Source organism: Streptomyces sp. Wb2n-11, from assembly GCF_001049855.1.
Classification (GTDB): domain Bacteria; phylum Actinomycetota; class Actinomycetes; order Streptomycetales; family Streptomycetaceae; genus Streptomyces; species Streptomyces altiplanensis.
Genome location: NZ_CVPB01000001.1, coordinates 1,008,180 through 1,029,755, shown reverse-complemented (window position 1 = coordinate 1,029,755; position 21,576 = coordinate 1,008,180). Strand labels below are relative to the sequence as shown.

General features: G+C 72.2%; 18 protein-coding genes. 9 read left to right on the top strand and 9 right to left on the bottom strand.

Features of this window, described 5'->3' with window-relative positions; translation table 11 throughout:
- Window positions 1-104: 104 nt before the first annotated feature.
- The 3 genes from BN1555_RS04450 to BN1555_RS04440 all read right to left on the bottom strand — a co-directional run bounded on the left by BN1555_RS04450 (window position 105) and on the right by BN1555_RS04440 (window position 3,952).
- Complete coding sequence (locus BN1555_RS04450; RefSeq protein WP_093798040.1) at window positions 105-935, bottom strand: aldo/keto reductase; 831 nt, start codon at window positions 933-935, stop codon at window positions 105-107.
- 70 nt (window positions 936-1,005) lie between these two features.
- Window positions 1,006-2,829: an AMP-dependent synthetase/ligase gene (locus BN1555_RS04445; protein WP_176709947.1), complete on the bottom strand. Its 1,824-nt coding sequence runs from the start codon at window positions 2,827-2,829 to the stop codon at window positions 1,006-1,008.
- A 244-nt stretch (window positions 2,830-3,073) separates the two neighbouring features.
- Window positions 3,074-3,952, bottom strand: coding sequence for a LysR substrate-binding domain-containing protein (locus BN1555_RS04440; RefSeq protein WP_093798038.1), 879 nt, complete (start codon window positions 3,950-3,952; stop codon window positions 3,074-3,076).
- A gap of 138 nt (window positions 3,953-4,090) precedes the next feature.
- On the opposite strand from BN1555_RS04440, the gene BN1555_RS04435 reads away from it, so the two are divergent.
- Both BN1555_RS04435 and BN1555_RS04430 read left to right on the top strand, forming a co-directional pair.
- Window positions 4,091-5,119, top strand: a complete 1,029-nt coding sequence (locus tag BN1555_RS04435) for a bile acid:sodium symporter family protein (RefSeq protein WP_093803172.1) — start codon at window positions 4,091-4,093, stop codon at window positions 5,117-5,119.
- Window positions 5,120-5,213: 94 nt separating this feature from the next.
- Window positions 5,214-5,627 carry a hypothetical protein gene (locus BN1555_RS04430; RefSeq protein WP_093798036.1) on the top strand — a complete coding sequence of 138 codons (414 nt, stop codon included), beginning with the start codon at window positions 5,214-5,216 and terminating at the stop codon, window positions 5,625-5,627.
- A gap of 80 nt (window positions 5,628-5,707) precedes the next feature.
- Here BN1555_RS04430 and fdhD read toward each other — a convergent pair whose 3' ends face one another.
- From fdhD to BN1555_RS04405, 5 genes are read right to left on the bottom strand one after another with little or no spacing between them, the layout of a single operon-like run.
- Window positions 5,708-6,547, bottom strand: coding sequence for a formate dehydrogenase accessory sulfurtransferase FdhD (gene fdhD / locus BN1555_RS04425; protein WP_093803171.1), 840 nt, complete (start codon window positions 6,545-6,547; stop codon window positions 5,708-5,710).
- Window positions 6,548-6,585: 38 nt separating this feature from the next.
- On the bottom strand, window positions 6,586-7,443 hold the full coding sequence (locus BN1555_RS04420) for a 2Fe-2S iron-sulfur cluster-binding protein (protein ID WP_093798034.1): 858 nt from the start codon (window positions 7,441-7,443) through the stop codon (window positions 6,586-6,588).
- Window positions 7,440-9,467, bottom strand: a complete 2,028-nt coding sequence (locus BN1555_RS04415; RefSeq protein WP_176709946.1) for an NAD(P)H-dependent oxidoreductase subunit E — start codon at window positions 9,465-9,467, stop codon at window positions 7,440-7,442. Before BN1555_RS04415 ends, BN1555_RS04420 begins: the two co-directional genes overlap by 4 nt.
- A complete protein-coding gene (locus tag BN1555_RS04410; protein WP_093798032.1) occupies window positions 9,458-11,389 on the bottom strand; it encodes a molybdopterin oxidoreductase family protein in 1,932 nt (643 codons plus the stop codon). Before BN1555_RS04410 ends, BN1555_RS04415 begins: the two co-directional genes overlap by 10 nt.
- Entirely contained in the window at window positions 11,386-12,432 is a 1,047-nt protein-coding gene (locus tag BN1555_RS04405) for a 2-dehydropantoate 2-reductase (RefSeq protein WP_107081060.1), read from the bottom strand. The genes BN1555_RS04410 and BN1555_RS04405 overlap by 4 nt, the downstream gene beginning before the upstream one ends.
- Before the next feature lie 168 nt (window positions 12,433-12,600).
- Here BN1555_RS04405 and BN1555_RS04400 point away from each other — a divergent pair, with 168 nt between their 5' ends.
- The gene (locus BN1555_RS04400) at window positions 12,601-13,548 is read left to right on the top strand and encodes a beta-ketoacyl-ACP synthase III (RefSeq protein ID WP_093798029.1); all 948 of its coding nucleotides are present in this window, start codon (window positions 12,601-12,603) and stop codon (window positions 13,546-13,548) included.
- A gap of 82 nt (window positions 13,549-13,630) precedes the next feature.
- Here BN1555_RS04400 and BN1555_RS04395 read toward each other — a convergent pair whose 3' ends face one another.
- The gene (locus tag BN1555_RS04395; protein WP_255305874.1) at window positions 13,631-14,239 is read right to left on the bottom strand and encodes a hypothetical protein; all 609 of its coding nucleotides are present in this window, start codon (window positions 14,237-14,239) and stop codon (window positions 13,631-13,633) included.
- 175 nt (window positions 14,240-14,414) lie between these two features.
- Here BN1555_RS04395 and BN1555_RS04390 point away from each other — a divergent pair, with 175 nt between their 5' ends.
- From BN1555_RS04390 to BN1555_RS04365, 6 genes are all read left to right on the top strand, one after another.
- Window positions 14,415-15,092, top strand: coding sequence for a GntR family transcriptional regulator (locus BN1555_RS04390; RefSeq protein WP_093798027.1), 678 nt, complete (start codon window positions 14,415-14,417; stop codon window positions 15,090-15,092).
- A 199-nt stretch (window positions 15,093-15,291) separates the two neighbouring features.
- Window positions 15,292-16,473 (top strand): ROK family transcriptional regulator, encoded by a 1,182-nt coding sequence (locus tag BN1555_RS04385; protein WP_093798025.1) that lies wholly within the window; start codon window positions 15,292-15,294, stop codon window positions 16,471-16,473.
- A gap of 171 nt (window positions 16,474-16,644) precedes the next feature.
- Window positions 16,645-18,144 carry a sugar ABC transporter ATP-binding protein gene (locus BN1555_RS04380; RefSeq protein ID WP_176709945.1) on the top strand — a complete coding sequence of 500 codons (1,500 nt, stop codon included), beginning with the start codon at window positions 16,645-16,647 and terminating at the stop codon, window positions 18,142-18,144.
- A complete protein-coding gene (locus tag BN1555_RS04375) occupies window positions 18,141-19,178 on the top strand; it encodes an ABC transporter permease (RefSeq protein ID WP_093798021.1) in 1,038 nt (345 codons plus the stop codon). Before BN1555_RS04380 ends, BN1555_RS04375 begins: the two co-directional genes overlap by 4 nt.
- 56 nt (window positions 19,179-19,234) lie before the next feature.
- Window positions 19,235-20,275, top strand: a complete 1,041-nt coding sequence (locus BN1555_RS04370; protein WP_093798019.1) for a substrate-binding domain-containing protein — start codon at window positions 19,235-19,237, stop codon at window positions 20,273-20,275.
- 56 nt (window positions 20,276-20,331) lie between these two features.
- Entirely contained in the window at window positions 20,332-21,570 is a 1,239-nt protein-coding gene (locus BN1555_RS04365) for a Gfo/Idh/MocA family protein (protein WP_093798017.1), read from the top strand.
- The last annotated feature ends 6 nt before the right edge of the window (window positions 21,571-21,576 follow it).

Here is a 21,576-nt window from a genome sequence, read left to right as displayed (position 1 = left end):
AGGCAATTGTGGACGGCGAACGGCGCCTGCCGGACCGGGTCCGGCAGGCGCCGTCGGGTTCCGGACTCCGTGCTGGGTTCCGGACTCCGGCTCCGCGCTCCGCGTCAGGCGCCGAAGGTCGCCGGGTCGGGGCCGAGGCGCCTTTCCTCGTCGAGCGCGGCGAAGGCCGCCAGGTCGTCGGCGTCCAGCTCGAAGTCGAAGACGTCGAGGTTCTCCTCGATCCGGGAGGGCGTCACGGACTTGGGGATCACGACGTTGCCGATCTGGAGGTGCCAGCGCAGCACCGCCTGGGCCGGGGTCCTGCCGTGCTTGCGGGCCACGGCGACGACCGTCGGGACCTCCAGCAGGCCCTTGCCCTGGCCGAGCGGCGACCACGCCTCGGTCGCGATGGAGTGCTGGGCGTGGAAGGCGCGGGACGCCTCCTGCTGGAGCTGCGGGTGGAGCTCGATCTGGTTGACGGCCGGGACGACCGAGGTCTCGCCGATCAGGCGCTCGAGGTGCTCGGGAAGGAAGTTGGAGACGCCGATCGCCTTGGCGCGGCCGTCCGCGTAGATCTTCTCGAAGGCCTTGTACGTGTCCACGTACGCGTCCTTGGCCGGCAGCGGCCAGTGGATCAGGTACAGGTCGACGTAGTCCAGGCCGAGCTTCTCCAGCGAGCTGTCGAAGGCGCGCAGCGTGGAGTCGTAACCCTGCTCCGTGTTCCAGAGCTTCGTCGTGACGAACAGCTCGTCACGGGCGACACCGCAGGAGGCGATGGCCTTCCCGGTGCCCGTCTCGTTCTCGTAGATCGCGGCCGTGTCGATGGAGCGGTACCCGGCCTGGATCGCGGTTCCGACAGCCTTCTCGGCCTCGTCGTCAGGCATCTGCCAGACGCCGAAACCGAGCTGGGGCATCTCGACGCCGTTGTTCAGGGTGAGGGAAGGGGCCTTGCTCACGAGCGATCGATCCTTACGTCGTCGGTTGGTACTCCCCCCGTCAACGATCACGGAACCCCGCACATTCCCGTCAGCGGTAAAGCGCTTCGACCTCCACCGCGTACGCCGCCTCGATCGCCTTGCGCTTGAGCTTGAGCGAGGGGGTCAGCAGCCCGTGCTCCTCGCTGAACTGGTGGGCCAGTATCCGGAACGTACGGATCGACTCGGTCTGCGAGACGAGCGTGTTCGCGGCCACCACCGCGCGCCGTACCTCCGTCTCCAGGTCGGGATCGCGCACCAGGTCGGCCGGGGCCAGCGGCGGCTTGCTGCGCATGTGGAGCCAGTGGTCCACGGCATCCTGGTCGAGGGTGACCAGCGCCGCGATGTACGGTCTGTCGTTGCCGACGACGATGCACTGGGCCACCAGCGGATGGGCCCGGACCCGCTCCTCCAGGCCGATCGGCGACACGCTCTTGCCGCCCGACGTGACCAGGATCTCCTTCTTCCGTCCGGTGATCGTCAGGTAGCCGTCCTCGTCCAGCGCGCCGATGTCCCCCGTGGCCAGCCAGCCCTCGTGCAGTACGGCGCCGGTGGCCTTGGGGTCGTTCAGGTATCCGGAGAAGACCTGGCCGCCGTGCAGCCAGATCTCCCCGTCGTCCGCGATGTGGACCGTCGTACCGGGCAGGGGGAGCCCCACCGTGCCGAAGCGGGTGCGCTCGGGCGGGTTGGCGGTCGCGGCCGCCGTCGACTCGGTGAGCCCGTACCCCTCGAAGATCGTCACGCCCGCGCCCGCGAAGAACAGGCCGAGCCGCCGCTCCATGCCCGAGCCGCCGGACATCGCGTGCCGTACGCGCCCGCCCAGGGCCTCGCGCACCTTCGCGTACACCGTCTTCTCGAAGAACTGGTGCTGGAGCCGGAGCGCCGCGGAAGGCCCGGGGCCGGTGCCGAAGGCGCGGTGCTCCTGCGCCTCGGCGTACCGCACCGCCACCTCGACGGCCTTGTCGAAGACCCCGGCCTTCCCGTCCGCCTCCGCCTTGCGCCGCGCGCCGGCGCAGACCTTCTCGAAGATGTACGGCACGGCCAGGATGAACGTGGGCCGGAAGGCCGCCAGGTCCGGCATCAGCGCCTGCGCCGCGAGCACCGGCTGGTGCCCGAGCCTGACCCGCCCGCGCACCGCCGCGACCTCGACCATCCGTCCGAAGACGTGCGCGAGCGGCAGGAACAGCAGGGTCGCCGCCTCGTCGCCCGGTGTGGAGTGGAACACCGGCTCCCAGCGGGCCAGCAGGGTGTCGCACTCGTACATGAAGTTGGCGTGCGTGAGCACACAGCCCTTGGGCCGGCCCGTGGTGCCGGACGTGTAGATCACCGTCGCCACGGAATCCGGCGTCACCGCCCGCCGGTGGCGGTGCACCACCTCGTCGTCGATGTCCGCCCCCGCCAGGACCAGTTCCGCCTCGGCGCCCGCGTCCAGCTGCCACAGGCGCCCCAGCATCGGCAGCCGGTCGATCACCGAGCCGACGGTCATCGCGTGGTCCTCGTGCTCGACCACGCAGGCCGTCACCCCGGCGTCGTGCAGGGTCCAGAAGACCTGGTCGGCGGAGGCGGTGGGGTAGACCGGCACCGGCTGGGCCCCGACCGTCCAGAGCGCGAAGTCGAAGAGGGTCCACTCATAGCGTGTACGTGACATGATCGCGACACGGTCACCGAACCGCACACCGTGCGCCAGCAGCCCCTTGGCGACGGCCAGCACCTCGTCACGGAACCGGCCCGCCGACACGTCGTGCCAGTGCCCGTCCTCGCCCTTGCGCCCGAGCGCGACACGGTGCGGGTCCTGCTCGGCGTGGTCGAAGACGGCGTCCGCCAGTCCGCCGACCTGAGGCGCCGTCACCAGGGGTGGAACAGTGAACTCGCGCAATGACTACTCCTTGTGGCACTCCGCACGGCGCCGTGACGGTATCCCACGGTGTCCGGCCGCGGGAGAGGGTCGCAAAATCCGGATTCATATGTGTACGCACGGGTCAGCAGGTGAAACACGATCGCACGGACAAGGCCCGCGCGTGCTTCTGGCGCCGGGGTGAGTACGGTGCGCGGGAATCTCCACGGAATCTGTACGCCTGCCGCGCATCCGCACTCCCCGGTCCCGTCCGCGCCCGGCGGCGTCATCGCCGGCTGGCCGGCGGCCGGTGCAGCCGGTCGCCGCCCGCCAGGATCGCCGCCGCCAGCGCGTCCGCCGCCTCCTGGGCGGCGGCCTGCCTGCGGCCGTGCAGCAGGACGAAGTCCACGCCGCCGAGCTCCGGCAGGCCCGCCTTCGCCGGTACGGGGGCCAGGCCCGGCGGGATCAGGTCCCGGGTGTGGGGCATGACGCCGAGCCCCGCGCGGGCCGCCGCGATCAGGCCGCTGAGGCTGCCGCTCGTACAGGCGATGCGCCAGGGGCGGCCGTCCTCCTCCAGCACTTCCAGGGCGCGGGCCCGGGTGATGCCGGGCGGCGGGAAGACGATCAGCGGCACCGGGCGGCCGGGATCGAGGCGCAGGGACGGCGCGCCGATCCACGTCAGCGTCGACCGCCACACCAGCTCGCCGTGGGTGTCGCCGGGCCGCCGCTTGGCCAGGACCAGATCGAGCCGGCCCGCCTCCAGCCGCCGGTGCAGGGTGCCGGACAGCTCGACGGTCAGTTCCAGGTCGACCTCGGGGTGGTCCCGGCGGAACGACTCCAGGATTTCGGGCAGCCGGGTCAGTACGAAGTCCTCCGACGCGCCGAAGCGCAGCCGCCCCCGCAGCCGGGTCCCGGTGAAGAAGGCCGCGGCCCGCTCGTGGGCGCGCAGGATCGTACGGGCGAAACCGAGCATCGCCTCGCCGTCCACCGTCAGCTCCACCCGGTGCGTGTCGCGGGTGAACAGCCGGCGCCCCGTCGCCTCCTCCAGCCGGCGTACGTGCTGGCTCACCGTGGACTGGCGCAGACCGAGGCGCCGGGCGGCCCGGGTGAAGCTCAGGGTCTGGGCGACCGCCAGGAAGGTGCGGAGCTGGGTCGGGTCGTACATGGAGCGACGGTAGCGCGGCGATCGCCGCCGGTCATCACCGATCGTGATGGCAGTGAGTTCGGTGTACGGGATTCCCGATCGCCCGGATCAGGTGGACCATGGAGAGGGCGCGTACCGGACCGAGAGCAAGTGGAGCACATGAGCCGCCGCACGTTGCAGTTGCCGTCCTGGCTGCCTTTCGATCCCTACGTCCTCACGCTGATCGGAACGGTCGTCCTCGCGACACTGCTGCCGACGTCCGGCACGGCCGCCGACGCCGTGGGCGGGGTCTCGGCGGGGGCCGTCGCGCTGCTGTTCTTCCTGTACGGCGCGCGGCTCTCCACCCGTGAGGCACTCGACGGGCTCCGGCACTGGCGCCTGCATCTGACGGTCCTGGCCTGCACGTTCGCGCTCTTCCCGCTGCTCGGCCTCGCGGCGGGGGGCCTCGTCCCGTACGTCCTCACCCCTCAGCTGTACGGCGGCCTCCTCTTCCTCTGCCTGGTCCCCTCGACCGTCCAGTCCTCGATCGCCTTCACCTCGATCGCACGCGGCAACGTGCCGGCGGCGATCTGCGCGGGCTCCTTCTCCAGCCTCGTCGGGATCTTCCTGACCCCGCTGCTCGCCGCGCTGCTGATCGGCGGCGGCGCGGGCGGTTTCTCGGCGGACTCGCTGCTCAAGATCGTGCTCCAGCTGCTGGTGCCGTTCGTGGCGGGCCAGCTCCTGCGCCGGTGGGTCGGCGGTTTCCTGGTGCGGCACAAGAAGGCGCTCGGGTATGTGGACCGCGGCTCGATCCTGCTCGTCGTCTACACCGCGTTCAGCCAGGGCGTGACCGAGGGCATCTGGCACCAGGTGAGCCCGGGCCGGCTCGGCGCGCTGGTGGGGGTGGAGGCGGTGCTGCTCGCGGCGATGCTGGCGCTGAGCTGGTACGGGGCGAAGCGGCTCGGCTTCGGACGGGCGGACCGGATCGCGATCCAGTTCGCCGGGTCGAAGAAGTCGCTGGCGGCGGGGCTTCCCATGGCGAGCGTGCTGTTCGGGGCGGAGGCGAGCCTGGCCGTGCTGCCGCTGATGGTGTTCCACCAGATGCAGCTGATGGTGTGCGCGGTGATCGCGAAACGGCGGTCGCGGGACGCGGCGGGGGAGGGCGCGGAGGCGGCACCGTCCGTATCCTCCGTACCGGTGGCGGGGTGAGCGCCCCGCGTCCGCCCCGACGCACCCGCATGTGCGCCCGTACCCGCGCCCGTACCTGCACCCGCGCCGGCCCCGGGCCTGGCAAGATCGTCGAGTGACTTCCGCGATACGTCCCCTCGGCCCCCGCCCCTGCGCCCTCACCGTGTGCCGCGGCTGCTGCTGCGGCGACGCCCGCAAGAACCCCGGTACGGACCACGAGGGCCAGCTGCGCCGCCTGCGCGACGCGGCCGCCGCGTCCGGCGGGACGCTCGCCGTGCGTACCAGCGACTGCCTCGGCCCGTGCGGTCAGGCCAACGTCGTGGTCGTCCAACCCTCCACCGAGGGCCGCCGCAGAGGCGGGCGCGCGGCGTGGATCGGCTGGGCGCTGGACGACGACTGCACGGACGACATCCTGGCCTGGGTCGCGGCCGGCGGCCCCGGCGTCGCGAAGCCCCCGGCCGCCCTCGCGCTCCAGTTCATCCCGCCCCCGGCACAGGCCCGGCAGCGGGCCCGGCGCGGGCGGCGCTGACCGCGCCACCACGGAGAGGCCCGGCCGGCGCAGGGGGCGCTCCCCGCCGGCCGGGCCCGCATCCCGTGCCGCGGGGCGCGTCAGACCCCGGAGTGCAGGGCGATGCGCTCGTCGCCCGCGTACACGTTCATGTTCGGCCCGCGCAGGAAACCGACCAGCGTCAGGCCCGTCTCGGCCGCCAGGTCCACGGCCAGGGAGGAAGGCGCCGAGACCGCCGCCAGTACCGGAATCCCCGCCATCACCGCCTTCTGCGCCAGTTCGAAGGACGCCCGCCCGGAGACCAGGAGAACCGCACGGGACAAGGGCAGCCGGCCGTCCCGGAGCGCCCGGCCCACCAGCTTGTCGACCGCGTTGTGGCGGCCCACGTCCTCCCGTACGTCGAGCAGCTCACCCGTCTCCGAGAAGAGCGCGGCGGCGTGCAGCCCCCCGGTCCTGTCGAACACCTGCTGCGCCGCCCGCAGCCGGTCGGGGAGGCCGGCGAGCAGCTCGGGCGTCAGCCGGACCCGGGGGGTGTCGGCGATCGGGAAGCGCGCGGTCGTACGTACCGCGTCGAGGCTGGCCTTGCCGCACAGCCCGCAGGACGACGTCGTGTAGACGTTGCGCTCCAGGGTGATGTCCGGGACGGGGACACCGGGCGCGAGCCTCACGTCCACGACGTTGTACGTGTTCACACCCTCCGCCGTGGCCCCCGCGCAGTACACGATCGACTGCACGTCGTCGGCGGCCGCCAGTACCCCCTCGCTCACCAGGAACCCCGCCGCGAGCGCGAAGTCGTCGCCCGGCGTCCGCATGGTGATCGCGAGCGGCTTGCCGTTCAGCCGTATCTCCAGTGGCTCCTCGGCGACCAGCGTGTCCGGCCGGGCGCTCACCGCCCCGTCCCTGACGCGGATGACGCGGCGGCGCTCGGTGACCCGTCCCATGGTGATCAGTCCCACTCACTTCTTCGTGATCTTCATGATCAGCGCTGTTGTACGTGCTGGTAGCCGAACCGGCCCTTGATGCACAGGTTGCCGTGGGTCACCGGGTTGTCGTGCGGCGAGGTGACCTTGACGATCTCATTGTCCTGCACGTGCAGTGTGAGGTTGCAGCCGACGCCGCAGTACGCGCACACCGTCGTCGTCTCCGTCTGGGACTCCTCGTCCCAGGTCCCCGCCGCCCGCATGTCGAACTCCGACTTGAAGCTGAGCGCGCCCGTCGGGCAGACCTCGATGCAGTTCCCGCAGTACACGCACGCCGAATCCGTCAGCGGGGCGTCCTGCTCGACCGAGATGCGGGCGTCGAAGCCGCGGCCCGCGACGGCGATGGCGAAGGTGTTCTGCCACTGCTCGCCGCAGGCGTCCACGCACTTGTAGCAGAGGATGCACTTGTCGTAGTCGCGGACGTAGAGGTCGTTGTCGATCCTGGGCTGTTCGCCGAGGCGGGCCGCGTCCGGGCCGAAGCGCTCGGGCTTCGCCTCGTACTCCTTGATCCACTCGGCGGCGCGCGGCGTCGTGGACAGGTCGGTGGACGAGGCGAGCAGCTCCAGCACGACCTTCCGGCTGTGCCGGGCGCGCTCGGTGTCCGTACGCACCACCATGTCCGGCTCGGCCCGGCGCGAGCAGGCCGGAGCGAGCACGCGGGCGCCCTCGACCTCGACGACGCACACCCGGCACGCGTTCTTGGGGGTGAGCGTGTCGCCCTGGCACAGGGTCGGGATGTCCTTGCCGGCGGCCCGGCAGGCGTCGAGGACCGTGGTCCCCTCGGGGACGCGGGTTTCCTGCCCGTCCAGGGTGAACTGGACGAGCCGGCGCGGCGGTTGAAGCGGAATCGCGGTCATTCGAAGACTCCCAGGCGGTCGATGGCGGACTCGACGGCGTTCCAGGCGGTCTGTCCGAGACCGCAGATCGAGGCGTCCCGCATGGCCCCGCCGACCTCGCGCAGCAGCGCGATGTCACCGGCGGCGGCAGCGCCCGTACGGTTCTTGACGCGGTGCAGGGCCTCCTCCTGGCGTACGGTGCCGACCCGGCAGGGCACGCACTGCCCGCACGACTCGTCGCGGAAGAACTCGGCTATGCGGATGAGGACGGCGGGCAGTTCGACCGTGTCGTCGAGGACGAGGACCACGCCCGAACCGAGGGTGGCGCCCGCGGCGCGCGTGCCCTCGAAGGTGAGCGGGATGTCGAGCTCGTCGGGGCGTACGAAGCCGCCCGCCGCGCCGCCGAGGAGGACGGCCCGGAGGCCGGCGGGCGGGCCGGCGAGTCCGAGGAGGTCGCGGAGGCGGGCGCCGAAGGGGAGCTCGTAGAGGCCGGGGCGTTCGACCTGCCCGGACACGCAGAAGAGTTTCGTCCCGGTGGACGACTCGGTGCCGGTACGGGCGTACGCCGCCGCGCCGCCGGTCAGGATCGGCAACACGTTGACCAGCGTCTCGACGTTGTTGACGGCGGTCGGCTTCCCGAACAGGCCCTTCTCCACGGGGAAGGGGGGCTTGCTGCGCGGTTCGCCGCGCTGCCCCTCGATCGAGTTGAAGATCGCGGTCTCCTCGCCGCAGATGTACGCGCCCGCGCCGCGCCGGATCTCGATGTCGAAGGCGTAGCCGTGGCCGAGGACGTCCGGCCCGAGGAGGCCGCGCAACCGGGCCTGGCCGATGGCGTGGGTGAGGCGTTCGTACGCGCGGGGGTACTCGCCCCGGAGGTAGAGGAAACCCCGGTGGGCCCCGGTGGCGTACCCGGCGACGGTCATCGCCTCGACGAGCGCGTACGGGTCCCCCTCCATCAGGACGCGGTCCTTGAAGGTGCCCGGCTCGCTCTCGTCGGCGTTGCAGACCAGGTAGTGGGGGTGGTCGGGCTGCCGGGCGGTGGCTTCCCACTTCCGTCCGGTGGGGAACGCGGCACCGCCCCGCCCGACGAGTCCGGCGTCGAGCACCTCCCGGATCACTCCGGCGGGCCCGAGCGCGAAGGCCCGGCGCAGGGCGGTGTACCCGTCGGCGGCGCGATAGGCGTCGAGGCTGTACGGGTCCACGCTCCCGATCCGGCGCAGCAGTACGAGGTCCGGGTCGCCGGCCTGCGGTACGGCGGTGGTGGCGTCCGGTTCCGGCGGTGCGTGCTCCGGTGCGGCGACGGCTTCGGCGAGGGCGTCCGCCGTCGCCGGGGCGATGACGGCGGCCGCACGGTGGCGTGGTGCGGCGGGGTGCGGCGCGGCGGCCACGTCCGCACCCGCGGCGGGCTCTTCCCCCGCCCCGCCCCTTCCCGCACCGGGGCTCCGCCCCGGGCCCCGGTCCTCGAACTCCCCCATAGCCTCGAGGGCAGGGGCGGGACCCCCTTGACGGGCTGGATGTGCGTGCGGGCGCCCGTCATCCGTCGACGGCGCTCCCGCCTGCAACAGCAGTGCCGCCGGGGCACGTTCGCACAGGCCCAGGCACGGGCTCGGCTGCCATACCGCCCCACCCGCAGCCGAGCCCGCCGCGCCCATCCGCTCCTCCAGCCCCGCGCACAGCGCCCCCGACCCCCGTGCCGCGCAGGCCAGGTCCGTGCACACGTGCAGGACCTTCGCCGGGCGCGGCTTCACCGAGAACATCGCGTAGAACGTCGCCACCCCGTACGCCTCCGCCGGCGGCACCGTGAGCCGGCGGCAGATGTAGTCCAGCGCGCCCCCGCTCAGCCACCCCACCCGGTCGTTGACCGCGTGCAGTGCCGGAAGGAGGAGGTCCCGGCGCTCCCGGGCCGCCGCCCCGCCCCGTGCCCACCGCAGGTCGGCCCCCGACCGGTCGGCGCCCTCCCAGCCCGACTCCGGTGCGCCCAGCAGCTCGTCCACCGCCGCCCGTTCGTCCTCGGACGGCTCCGCGTTCGTGAACTTCAGGTCCATTCCGGCACCAGCTTCTCTATCCGGATCGCCGACGCCTTGAACTCGGCCGTCCCCGCGATGGGGCAGTTCGCCTCGATCGTCAGCCGGTTCGTGTCGACCTCGTCGGGGAAGTGCATCGTCATGAAGGCCAGTCCCGGCCGCAGCCCGGGGTCCACCCACACCGGGGCGGTCACGGTGCCCCGCCGTGACGAGACCCGGACCTCCTCGCCCACCTCGACGCCGTACGCCGCCGCGTCCTCCGGGCAGAGTTCGATGTACTCGCCGCGGCGCAGCGGCGACGCGAAACTTCCGCTCTGCACACCGGTGTTGTACGAGTCCAGCCGTCGGCCTGTGGTCAGCCGCAGCGGATAGTCCTCGTCCGTCAGGTCGACCGGCGGGTCGTGTGCCACCAGGCCGAAGGGAGCGGCCGGGCCACGCCGCCGCGGATCCGTCTCCCACAGCCGCGCGTGCAGGAAGGTGGAGGGGAGGCGGTCCGTGTCGGGACACGGCCACTGCAGCCCCTGGTGTTCCTCCAAGCGGTCGTACGTCATGCCGTGGTGGTCGGGGGACAGGGACCGCAGTTCGTTCCAGACGGACTCCGCGTCCGCGAACTCCCAGGCGTGGCCGAGCCGCCGCGCCAGTGCGCAGATGATGTCGATGTCCTCCCGTGCCTCGCCCGGCGGCTTCACCGCCGCCCGCACCCGCTGCACGCGCCGCTCGCTGTTCGTCGTCGTCCCGTCCGTCTCCGCCCACGCCGCCGTGGCCGGCAGGACGACGTCCGCCATCCGCGCGGTCTTCGTCAGGAAGATGTCCTGCACCACCAGGTGGTCCAGCGCCGCCAGCCGCCGCACCGCCTGTTCGCTGTCGGCCTCCGACTGGGCCGGATTCTCACCGATGCAGTAGACGGCCCGCAGCTCGCGGCTCTCCATCGCCTCGAACATCTCCGTCAGCGTCTTGCCGTACCGCGGCTGGATGACCGTCTGCCAGGTACGTTCGAACTTGCCCCGTGCCGCCGGGTCGAGGATGTCCTGGAAGCCGGGCAGCCGGTTGGGTATGGCGCCCATGTCGCCGCCGCCCTGCACGTTGTTCTGGCCGCGCAGCGGCTGCACCCCGGCGCCGTACCGCCCGACATGGCCGGTGAGCAGCGACAGGTTGATGAGGGCCCGCACGTTGTCGGTGCCGTTGTGGTGCTCGGTGATGCCCAGCGTCCAGCACAGCTGCGCCCGCTCGGCGGTCGCGTACGCGTGCGCGAGCTCGCGGATCGCGGCCGCCGGCACGCCGGTCACCTTCTCCGCCGCCGACAGGGTCCACACCTCGACGAGTTCGGCGTACTGCGCGAAACCGCTCGTGGCGCGCTCCACGAAGGCGTGGTTCACCAGGCCCGCGTGGATGATCTCCCGTCCGATCGCGTGGGCCAGCGGGATGTCCGTCCCGACGTTGAGGCCGAGCCAGCCCTCCGCCCACTCGGCGGTCGAGGTGCGGCGCGGATCGACGGCGTACATGCGCGCGCCGTTCCTGATGCCCTTCAGGACGTGGTGGAAGAAGATCGGGTGCGCGAAGCGCGCGTTGGAGCCCCACATCACGATCAGGTCGGTGTGCTCCACCTCCTCGTACGAGGAGGTTCCGCCGCCCGAGCCGAAGGCCGCCGAGAGGCCGGCCACGCTCGGCGCGTGGCACGTCCGGTTGCAGGAGTCGACGTTGTTGGTGCCCATCACCACCCGCGTGAACTTCTGGGCGACGTAGTTCATCTCGTTGGTCGCGCGGGCGCAGGACAGCAGGGCGAAGGCGTCCGGCCCGTGCGTCCGTGCCGCCCGCCGGAACCCGGCCGCGGCCCGTTCCAGGGCCTCGTCCCAGCTCGCGCGTCGCAGTGCCCCGCCCGGGTCGCGTACGAGCGGGTGTGTCAGCCGCGCGTACTGCTCGGGCTGCCTGTCTTTCTTCTTCACGGTGCGCTCCCGGTGGAGGAGGAGGTTTTCGCCAGCAGGTCGGCCAGTGCGTGCACGGCGCGCAGGGTCGGTACGGACGTACCGGTGAGGCGGGCCAGTTCGACGACGGCGGCGAGCAGTACGTCGAGTTCGAGCGGTTTGCCCTTCTCCAGGTCCTGGAGGGTGGACGTCTTGTGGTCGCCGACGCGCTCGGCGCCCGCGATGCGCCGCTCCACGGAGATCCCGGGGCGGCAGTCGACGGCGGCCGCGACCTCCAGGGTTTCGCGCATCATCGACTCGACGAGCGCGCGGGTGTCGGGGTGGCGGCAGATCTCGCCCATGGTGGCCCTGGCCAGCGCGCTGATCGGGTTGAAGGAGATGTTGCCGAGCAGCTTGATCCAGATGTCGTTGCGCAGGTCCGGCTCGACGGGGCACTTCAGTCCGCCCGCCCGCATGGCCTCGCTGAAGTCCAGACAGCGCCGCGACACCTCGCGCCCCGGTTCGCCGATCGAGAAGCGGGTGCCTTCCAGGTGCCGTACGACGCCGGGCGCCTCCAGCTCGGTCGCGGCGTACACGACGCACCCGATGGCGCGCGCCGGCGGCAGCGTCGCGCTGACCGCGCCCGCCGGGTCGACGCTCTCGATGCGGCGGCCCGCGTACGGTCCCGGCAGCCCGTGGAAGTACCACCAGGGGATGCCGTTCTGGGCGGCGACCACCGCCGTGCGGTCGTGCAGGAGCGGGTGTACGAGAGGGCCCGAGCCCGCGTACGAGTTGGCCTTCAGACCGAGGAAGACGTAGTCGACGGGGCCGACCTCGGCCGGGTCGTCGGTCGCCGCGGGCCGTGCGGTGAAGTCGCCGCGCGGGCTGAGCACCCGTACGCCGCCCTCGCGCATGGCCGCCAGGTGCGGGCCGCGGGCGATGAGATGGACCTCGGCGCCCGCGCGGTGGAGCGCGGCCCCGACATACGCGCCGATGGCTCCGGCGCCGACAACTGCGACTTTCACGGGGCTCTCCGATCGGTTGAGGGACCGAGTGAGGGGGAGCGGAAAGGGTCGACAGAATATTGTCTACAGTATGCCTTTAGAGGGGTCAAGGGCCGCGAACAGGTCGTGGTCAGCAGGAAGCTCCAAAGAGTCGGGAGCGAATCCTGTCGGTTCACCTGCCCCCGTACCGGTGAGTCACAAAGAAGACTGGGCCGTTCCGACTGTCCGCAAAGAGGGGTGGAACCGCCAATGACCGGCTCACGAGTCGTCGCGCTCGGGCACTATCAGCCTGCCAAGGTGCTCACGAACGACGATCTGGCGGCCATGGTCGACACCAGTGACGAGTGGATCACCAGCCGGGTGGGCATCAGGACCCGCCACGTCGCCGGACCCGACGAGCCCGTCGACGAGCTCGCCGCGCACGCCGGCGCCAAGGCCCTTGCCGCCGCGGGACTCACCCCCGCCGACATCGATCTCGTCCTGGTCGCCACCTCCACCGCGATCAACCGCTCCCCGAACATGGCCGCCCGCGTCGCGGCCCGCCTCGGCATGCCGTCTCCCGCCACGATGGACCTCAACGTCGTCTGTTCGGGCTTCACCCACGCCCTCGCGACGGCCGACCACGCGGTACGGGCCGGCTCCTCCACCCGCGTCCTGGTCATCGGCGCCGACAAGATGGCCGAGATCGCCGACTGGACCGACCGCACCACCTGCGTACTCGTCGGCGACGGCGCGGGCGCCGCGGTCGTCGAGGCGTGCGCCGAGGACGAGGAGCCGGGGATCGGCCCGGTGCTCTGGGGCTCGGTGCCGGAGATGGGCCACGCCGTACGGATCGAGGGCACGCCCCCGCTCTTCGCCCAGGAGGGCCAGTCCGTCTACCGCTGGGCCACCACCCAGCTGCCGCCCATCGCCCGCAAGGTGTGCGAGCGGGCCGGGGTGACGCCGGAGGAACTGGCGGCGGTCGTCCTGCACCAGGCGAACCTGCGGATCATCGAGCCCGTCGCGCAGAAGATCGGCGCGGTCAACGCCGTGATCGCCCGCGATGTCGTCGAGTCGGGCAACACCTCGGCGGCCAGCATCCCGATGGCCCTGTCCAAGCTCGTCGAGCGCGGTGAGATCGAGTCCGGCGCGCCGGTGCTGCTCTTCGGCTTCGGCGGGAACCTCTCGTACGCGGGCCAGGTCATCCGCTGCCCGTGACGCCCGTAACGCCCGTGGCGCGCCGCGCCCGGCCCCCGGCGCCACCGGGGGGCCGGACGCGGCGTGCCACGGGCGAGCGGTGTCAGTGCAGCTTCGCGACCGCCGTGCGGGCCGTCCGCTTGAACGCGGGCACCGGCGCGTCGCTCAGGCCGCCCGTCCGCGCCCACTGCACGAGCGTCACGGTGCGGCCGTCCCTGCCCACGCCGATCGGGTGGACGCCCGGCTCGGAATCCGGTACCGACGTGTGGACGCCGTAGACGTGCACCCCTTCCTCGCCCGGGACCGGGCCGTAGTCCTCCCAGGACGCGGTGCCGCCGGGCGTGGCGCGCGGCCAGTCCGCCGCGCAGTCCGCGGCGTCCTTCGCCCGCACCGTGACCTGCACCGCCCAGGTGTCCAGCTCCGTACTGAAACCGCGGTGCCGGGTGCTGTCGCCGACGGGCACCACCCTCTCCAGGCAGAACCGCCGCGGGTCCGGCGCGCCACCGGTCATCCTCCCCGCCGACCAGGAGATCCCCTCGGCCTGCGGCAGGTCCCGGGCGGCGAGGAAGCCGGGCCGCGCCGAAGCGGGAGCGGCGGGCCGGGCCTCGCTCGCGGCGGTGAGCGTCAGGGCGAGCACGGCCGCCCCGAGGGCGGCGGTGGCGGCCATCAGGGGGCGGCGGCCGATGCGGCGGCTGATGCGGTCCGCGGGCATGGAGGCACCTCGTTCCGCGCGGTCGGTGCTGCCGGATCCGAGGCCGTGGGCCGCCGTGGCAACGACCGACGCGCAGCCGGGGTGGCGAGGACCTCGGCATGAGGAGGATTGCGCTCGGTAGACTGTAGACGATAGCCAATTACCGCTCGCCGATGTTGGCCAGAAGGGGACCGCGATGTTGTCCGCAGGACTGCCGCAAGGGACCGTACCCAAGCTGGAGAGGCCGGGGCCGCTCCGCGAGCGCGTGTACGAGGCGCTGCTCGAACTCATCACGACCCGGGCCCTGCGGCCCGGCCAGCACTTGATCGAGAGCGAGCTCGCCGGGCACCTGGGGGTGTCCAGGCAGCCGGTGCGCGAGGCGTTGCAGCGGCTCAACACCGAGGGGTGGGTCGATCTGCGGCCCGCGCAGGGCGCGTTCGTGCACGAGCCCACCGAGGAGGAGGCCGACCAGCTCCTCTCCGTCCGTACGCTCCTCGAGGCGGAGGCGGCCAGACTCGCCGCCGCCAACGCGGGGTCCGCCGGCATCGCCGCGCTCGAAGAGGTGTGCGACCGGGGCGAGCGGGCCGTCGCCGACGACGACGTGGACCTCGCCGTGTCGCTCAACGCCCAGTTCCACGCCAAGGTCATGGAGCTGGCGGGCAACGCCGTCCTCGGCGAACTGGCGGCGCAGGTGGGCCGGCGCGTCCGCTGGTACTACACCCCCGTCGCCCGGCAGCGCGGCAGGCAGTCCTGGACCGAGCACCGCGCGCTGATCGCCGCGATCTCCGACCGTGACGAACAGCGCGCCACCGAGGTCATGCGGGCGCACACCGAGCACACCCGCACGACCTACCACCAGCGCGGGGCCCGGTAGCCCCACGCCGGAGGCCCGGGGCCCGGGGCGCGGTCCCCGGGTCCCGTGTGCTGCCCGGGAAACCGGCTTTGTCCTCGGTGTGGAGAAAGTTGAGGCGGATTCCTGCTCAACTTCTTCCCACTCCCGGCACCCGCTGCTACGTTCCCCTCCAAAGCCCGACGGAGAACGGCCGACAGGCAGGGAGGGGCACGTGAGGCGGATGACGGCGCGACCCGCGAACGCGCATCAGGCGCGACTGCTCCGCCTGCTGCGTGACGGCGGACCCAACTCCCGTGCCCAGCTGGGCGACCAGGTCGACCTCTCCCGTTCGAAACTCGCCGTCGAGGTGGACCGGCTGCTCGACACCGGTCTGGTCGTGGCGGACGGCCTCGCCGCCTCGCGCGGCGGCCGCCGCTCGCACAACATCCGGCTCGCGCCCGGCCTGCGCTTCCTCGGCATCGACATCGGCGCCACCTCGATCGACGTGGCCGTCACCAACGCGGAGCTGGAGGTGCTCGGCCACCTCAACCACCCCATGGACGTACGGGAAGGCCCGGTCGCCATCTTCGAACAGGCCCTCGCCCTGGCCGCCAAGCTCAGGGCGTCCGGCCTCGCCGAGGGCTTCGACGGGGCGGGCATCGGGGTGCCGGGCCCGGTCCGCTTCCCGGAGGGCGTGCCGGTCGCGCCGCCGATCATGCCCGGCTGGGACGGCTTTCCCGTACGCGAGGCGCTCAGCCAGGAACTGGGCTGCCCCGTCATGGTCGACAACGATGTGAACCTGATGGCGATGGGGGAGCAGCACGCCGGCGTCGCACGCTCCGTCGGTGACTTCCTCTGCGTCAAGATCGGCACCGGTATCGGCTGCGGCATCGTCGTCGGCGGCGAGGTCTACCGCGGTACGACCGGCAGCGCCGGCGACATCGGCCACATCCAGGTCGAACCGGAAGGCCGCGCCTGCGCCTGTGGCAACAAGGGGTGCCTGGAAGCCCACTTCAGCGGCGCCGCGCTCGCCCGCGACGCCGAGGAAGCGGCCCGCTCCGGCAGCTCACCCGAACTGGCCGCGCGGCTCGAAGCGGCGGGGCGGCTCACGGCCGCCGACGTCGCCGCGGCCGCGGCGGCCGGCGACGCCGCCTCGATCGACCTCATCCGCGAGGGCGGCAACCGCGTCGGCCAGGTCATCGCCGGACTCGTCAGCTTCTTCAACCCCGGCCTCGTGGTGATCGGCGGCGGGGTGACCGGCCTCGGCCACACCCTGCTCGCCAGCGTCCGCACCCAGGTCTACCGCCAGTCGCTGCCCCTGGCGACCGGCAACCTGCCCATCGTCCTGGGCGAACTGGGGCCCGCCGCCGGCGTGATCGGCGCGGCCAGGCTCATCAGCGACCACCTGTTCTCGCCTGCCTGATCCGTACGACCCGCACAGCACCACCGCACACGGGCGGCTTCGCCGTGCCCGGATCCGTCCTGCCCAGATCCGCCCCGCCCTGCTCCTGCCCTGCTCGCTCACCGGCCGCCGCACCAGCCGAGGGGAACCGTCATGGCACCACCGCAAGCAGCCCCACCCCTTCTTCTCACGATGTCCGGCATCACCAAGTCCTTCCCCGGCGTCCGCGCCCTCGACGGCGTCGACCTGGAGGTCCAGGCGGGCGAGGTCCACTGCCTGCTCGGCCAGAACGGCGCCGGCAAGTCCACCCTGATCAAAGTGCTCGCGGGCGTACACCAGCCCGACGGCGGCGAGATCACCTGGCAGGGCGCCGAGGTCACCCTCAGGTCGCCCATCGCCGCCATGCGCCTCGGCATCGCCACCATCTACCAGGAACTCGACCTGGTGGAGGGCCTGTCGGTCGCGGAGAACATCTTCCTCGGCCACGAGCCGACCACCGCGGGCTTCGTCGTACGGGGCAAGGAGGCCCGCGCGTCCGCGACCGCCCTGCTGAAGCGCCTCGGCCACCAGGAGATCGACTCCGGCTCCCTCGTCGGCTCGCTCTCCGCCGCCCAGCAGCAGATCGTCTCCATGGCGCGGGCGCTCTCCCACGACGTACGGCTCATCGTGATGGACGAGCCGTCCGCCGCCCTCGACCCCGACGAGGTCGAGAACCTCTTCCGCATCGTCGCGGCGCTCACCGCGGACGGCGTCGCCGTCGTCTACATCTCCCACCGGCTGGAGGAGATCCGGCGCATCGGCGACCGCGTGACCGTGCTCAAGGACGGCCGGGCGGTCGCGGTCGGACTGCCCGCCAAGACCACCCCGACCCGCGAGGTCGTCTCCCTGATGACCGGCCGCGACGTCGGGTACGTCTTCCCCGAGCGGGCGGCGGCCGCGGGCGGGGATCCGGCAGCCGGACCCGTGCTGCGGGTCGAAGGGCTCGCCAGGGAAGGGGAGTTCGCGGCTCTCGACCTCGACGTCCACCCGGGTGAGATCGTCGGCCTCGCCGGTCTCGTCGGCTCCGGGCGCTCCGAGGTCCTGGAGACGATCTACGGGGCGCGCAGGCCCAGCGCCGGCCGCGTCCTCGTCGACGGGCAGCCCCTGCGCCCCGGCAGCGTCCGCGCCGCCGTCCGCGCCGGCATCGGGCTCGCCCCCGAGGAACGCAAGGCCCAGGGCCTGCTGATGCTCGAATCCGTCACCCGCAACGTGTCCGTGTCGACCCTGTCCCGCTTCTCGCGCGGCGGCTGGCTCGACCGTACGGCCGAACGCGGGGCCGCGCAGGCCGCCACCCGCGAACTGTCCCTGCGCCCCGACAACCCCGACGCCCCCGTCCGCACCCTCTCCGGCGGCAACCAGCAGAAAGCCGTACTCGCCCGCTGGCTGCTGCGTGGCTGCCGGGTGCTGCTGCTCGACGAACCGACGCGCGGCGTCGACGTCGGGGCACGCGCCGAGCTGTACGCCGTGATCCGCAGGCTGGCCGACGAAGGCCTCGCCGTACTTCTCGTCTCCAGCGAAGTCCCGGAGGTCCTGGGGCTCGCCGACCGGGTGCTCGTCCTCAAGGAAGGGCGCGTCGTCCACACCGCGCCCGCCCGCGAACTCGACGAACACCGCGTACTCGACCTCGTGATGGAAGGGAGCCCGACGTCATGACGCAGCCCGTCTCGCCGGCGCAGCAGCAGGACGGACCGGCCGCCGCCCCGGCCAAGACGCCCACCCGGCGGCCGGCCCGGCACAAGCTCGGGCTGCGCCTCGACGTACGCAACTTGTCGCTGCTCGGCGTACTCGCCGTCCTCGTCCTCGTCGGCGGCATCACCAAGCCCGACCAGTTCCTGGACAGCAGCAACCTCCAGCTCGTCCTCACCCAGGCATCCGTCATCGGCGTCGTCACCGTCGGCATGACCTTCGTCATCACCAGCGGTGGCATCGACCTGTCGGTGGGCGCGATCGTGGCGCTCGCCTCGGTGTGGGCGACGACGCTGGCGACCCAGGAGTACGGCTTCGGGGGCATCCTCTTCACGGCGGTGGTCGTCGGGCTCGCCTGCGGGCTCGTCAACGGACTGCTCATCGCGTACGGCGGGATGGTGCCGTTCATCGCGACGCTCGCCATGCTGGCGTCGGCCCGCGGCCTCGCCCTGCAGATCACCGACGGCAAGACGCAGATCGTCACCGTCGAATCGGTGCTCGACCTGGGCGTTCCCGACTCGTACGTGCTCGGCGTACCGCCGCTGGTCTGGGTGTTCGCCCTCGTCACCGTCGTCGGCTGGCTGCTGCTCAACCGCACCACCTTCGGCCGGCGCACGGTCGCGGTCGGCGGCAACGCGGAGGCGGCCAGGCTCGCCGGCATCGACGTACGGCGCCAGCGCCTCTACCTCTACCTGCTGTCCGGTCTGTGCTGCGGCATCGCGGCCTTCCTGCTGATCGTCCTGTCCGGCTCGGGGCAGAACACCAACGGCAACCTGTACGAACTCGACGCCATCGCGGCGGCGATCATCGGCGGGACGCTGCTCAGTGGCGGCCGGGGCACGATCGTCGGCTCCGTGCTCGGCGTCCTCGTCTTCACCACGATCACCAACATCTTCGCGCTCAACAACCTGCAGAGCGACGTACAGCAGATCGCCAAGGGCGCGATCATCGTCGCCGCCGTACTGGTCCAGCGCCGCACCGCGCTCCATGGCGAGGCGTGACCCCGCCCCTGCTCCGCCCGTACTCGTACGACCTGACCTGAAGGGTTGGAACCGTCATGCCACAAACCAGTCGCAGAGGACTGCTCTTCGGCACCGCGGCCGTGTCCGCGGGGGCCCTGCTCACCGCCTGCACCAGCAACGAGCCGAAGAAGAAGGAGCCGGCCGCCGACACCGGGCCGGCGGCCGCCGGTGACAAGCCCGGCAAGCCGGTCACCATCGGGTTCGCGGGACCGCAGGCCGACCACGGCTGGCTCAACGCCATCAACGAGAACGCCAAGTCGCGCGCCGGGAAGTACTCCGAGGTGACCCTGGAGATCACCGAGGGGTCGAACGACACCGCGGCACAGATCGGCCAGGTCCAGACGCTGATCAACAAGAAGGTCGACGTCCTGGTGATCCTGCCGGCCGACGGCAAGGCCCTCACCCAGGTCGGCCTCCAGGCGATGAAGGCGGGCATCCCGGTCATCAACCTGGACCGGATCTTCGCGTCACCGCAGGCGTACCGCTGCTGGATCGGCGGCGACAACTACGGCATGGGACTCAACGCCGGCAACCACATCGGCGAGCAGCTCAAGGACAAGAAGAACGCCAAGGTGGTGGAGCTGGCCGGCCTCGACAACCTGGAGCTGACCAAGCAGCGCAGCCAGGGCTTCGCGGACGCCCTCAAGAACTACCCCAACATCGAGCGCGTCGCCCGCCAGGCGGCCGACTTCACCGTCGAGTCCGGCCAGGCCAAGATGGCCCAGATGCTCCAGGCGCAGAAGCAGTTCGACGCGCTGTGGAACCACGACGACGACCAGGGCGTGGGCGCCCTGCGCGCCATCCAGCAGGCCGGGCGCGACGACTTCCTGATGGTCGGCGGGGCCGGGGCGAAGGCCGCGATGGACGCCATCAAGGCGGACAACAGCGTGCTGAAGGCCACCGTCCTCTACCCGCCCACCATGGCCGCCTCCGCCATCGACCTGGCCCGCGCGCTCGGCCAGGGCAAGGGCGTGGGCGGCATGTCGGAGCTGGAGATCCCGGCGTCGATCACCCTCTACTCGGCCGTCGTCACCAAGGACAACGTCGACCAGTACCTGCCGACCGGCTTCAGCTGACCGGGCCGCGCCGCCAGCCCCCACCGTGCGAGTGACGAGTTCGAGGAGGAATCCGTATGGCCGGTAAGGAAGAGACGGAGACAGGTGCGCAGGCGAAAGCCGGGGCCGCGTCCGGCGCGCCGCCGACGCTCGGCGTCGGCATGGTCGGATACGCGTTCATGGGAGCGGCCCACTCCCAGGGCTGGCGCACCGCGGGCCGCGTCTTCGACCTGCCGGCGCGGCCGGTCCTCGCGGCCGTCTGCGGACGCGACCGTACGGCCGTACGGGCGGCGGCGGACCAGCACGGGTGGGCCGCCGCCGAGACCGACTGGCGGGCCCTGATCGCCCGGGACGACGTGCAGATCGTCGACATCTGCACCCCGGGCGACAGCCACGCGGAGATCGCCGTCGCCGCCCTGGAGGCGGGCAAGCACGTGTTGTGCGAGAAGCCGCTGGCCAACTCGGTCGCCGAGGCGGAGACCATGACGGCCGCCGCCGAACGCGCTTGGGCCCGTGGCCAGGTGGCGATGGTCGGCTTCAACTACCGCCGGGTGCCCGCCATGACGTACGCCCGCCGGTTGATCGCGGAGGGCAGGCTCGGGGCGCTGCGGCACGTACGCGTCACCTACCTCCAGGACTGGCTCGTCGACCCGGAGTTCCCGCTGACCTGGCGGCTCCAGCGGCAGCACGCGGGCTCGGGCGCGCTCGGCGACCTGGGCGCGCACATCGTGGACCTCGCGCAGTTCCTGGCGGGGGAGCCGCTGGTGGGCGTGTCCGCGCTGACCGAGACCTTCGTGCGGTCCAGGCCCCTGCCCGCCGGGGCCACGACGGGGATCTCGGGGGCCGGGGGCGCCGAGGCGGAGCGCGGCGAGGTGACCGTCGACGACGCGGCGCTGTTCACGGGGCGCCTCGTCTCGGGGGCGCTGGCCTCCTTCGAGGCGACGCGGACGGCCGCGGGGCGCAAGAACGCGCTCAGCGTCGAACTCAACGGTGAGCGCGGTTCGCTGGCCTTCGACCTGGAGCGGCTGAACGAACTGTCCTTCCACGACCACACCGAGCCGGCGGTCACCGCCGGGTTCCGCCGGATCCTGGTGACCGAACCCGAACACCCGTACCTGGAGGGGTGGTGGCCGCCCGGTCACGCCCTGGGGTACGAGCACACCTTCGTGCACCAGGCGCGCGATCTGGTGCACGCCATCGCCACCGGCACCGGACCGCAGCCGTCCTTCGCGGACGGGCTGCAGGTGCAGCGGGTGCTGGCGGCGGTGGAGGAGAGTGCAGAGAAGAACGCCGTCTACACACCCGTATCCCTGTAGGAGGTC

Excerpts from the sequence above, each read along its gene's own strand:
- BN1555_RS04385 (WP_093798025.1), top strand. The coding sequence starts at position 15,292 with ATGACGGCGCGACCCGCGAACGCGCATCAGGCGCGACTGCTCCGCCTG.
- BN1555_RS04420 (WP_093798034.1), bottom strand. The coding sequence starts at position 7,443 with ATGACCGCGATTCCGCTTCAACCGCCGCGCCGGCTCGTCCAGTTCACC.
- BN1555_RS04440 (WP_093798038.1), bottom strand. The coding sequence starts at position 3,952 with ATGTACGACCCGACCCAGCTCCGCACCTTCCTGGCGGTCGCCCAGACC.
- BN1555_RS04375 (WP_093798021.1), top strand. The coding sequence starts at position 18,141 with ATGACGCAGCCCGTCTCGCCGGCGCAGCAGCAGGACGGACCGGCCGCC.
- BN1555_RS04380 (WP_176709945.1), top strand. The coding sequence starts at position 16,645 with ATGTCCGGCATCACCAAGTCCTTCCCCGGCGTCCGCGCCCTCGACGGC.
- BN1555_RS04370 (WP_093798019.1), top strand. The coding sequence starts at position 19,235 with ATGCCACAAACCAGTCGCAGAGGACTGCTCTTCGGCACCGCGGCCGTG.
- BN1555_RS04395 (WP_255305874.1), bottom strand. The coding sequence starts at position 14,239 with ATGCCCGCGGACCGCATCAGCCGCCGCATCGGCCGCCGCCCCCTGATG.
- BN1555_RS04400 (WP_093798029.1), top strand. The coding sequence starts at position 12,601 with ATGACCGGCTCACGAGTCGTCGCGCTCGGGCACTATCAGCCTGCCAAG.
- BN1555_RS04390 (WP_093798027.1), top strand. The coding sequence starts at position 14,415 with ATGTTGTCCGCAGGACTGCCGCAAGGGACCGTACCCAAGCTGGAGAGG.
- BN1555_RS04365 (WP_093798017.1), top strand. The coding sequence starts at position 20,332 with ATGGCCGGTAAGGAAGAGACGGAGACAGGTGCGCAGGCGAAAGCCGGG.
- BN1555_RS04415 (WP_176709946.1), bottom strand. The coding sequence starts at position 9,467 with ATGGACCTGAAGTTCACGAACGCGGAGCCGTCCGAGGACGAACGGGCG.
- BN1555_RS04435 (WP_093803172.1), top strand. The coding sequence starts at position 4,091 with ATGAGCCGCCGCACGTTGCAGTTGCCGTCCTGGCTGCCTTTCGATCCC.
- fdhD (WP_093803171.1), bottom strand. The coding sequence starts at position 6,547 with ATGGGACGGGTCACCGAGCGCCGCCGCGTCATCCGCGTCAGGGACGGG.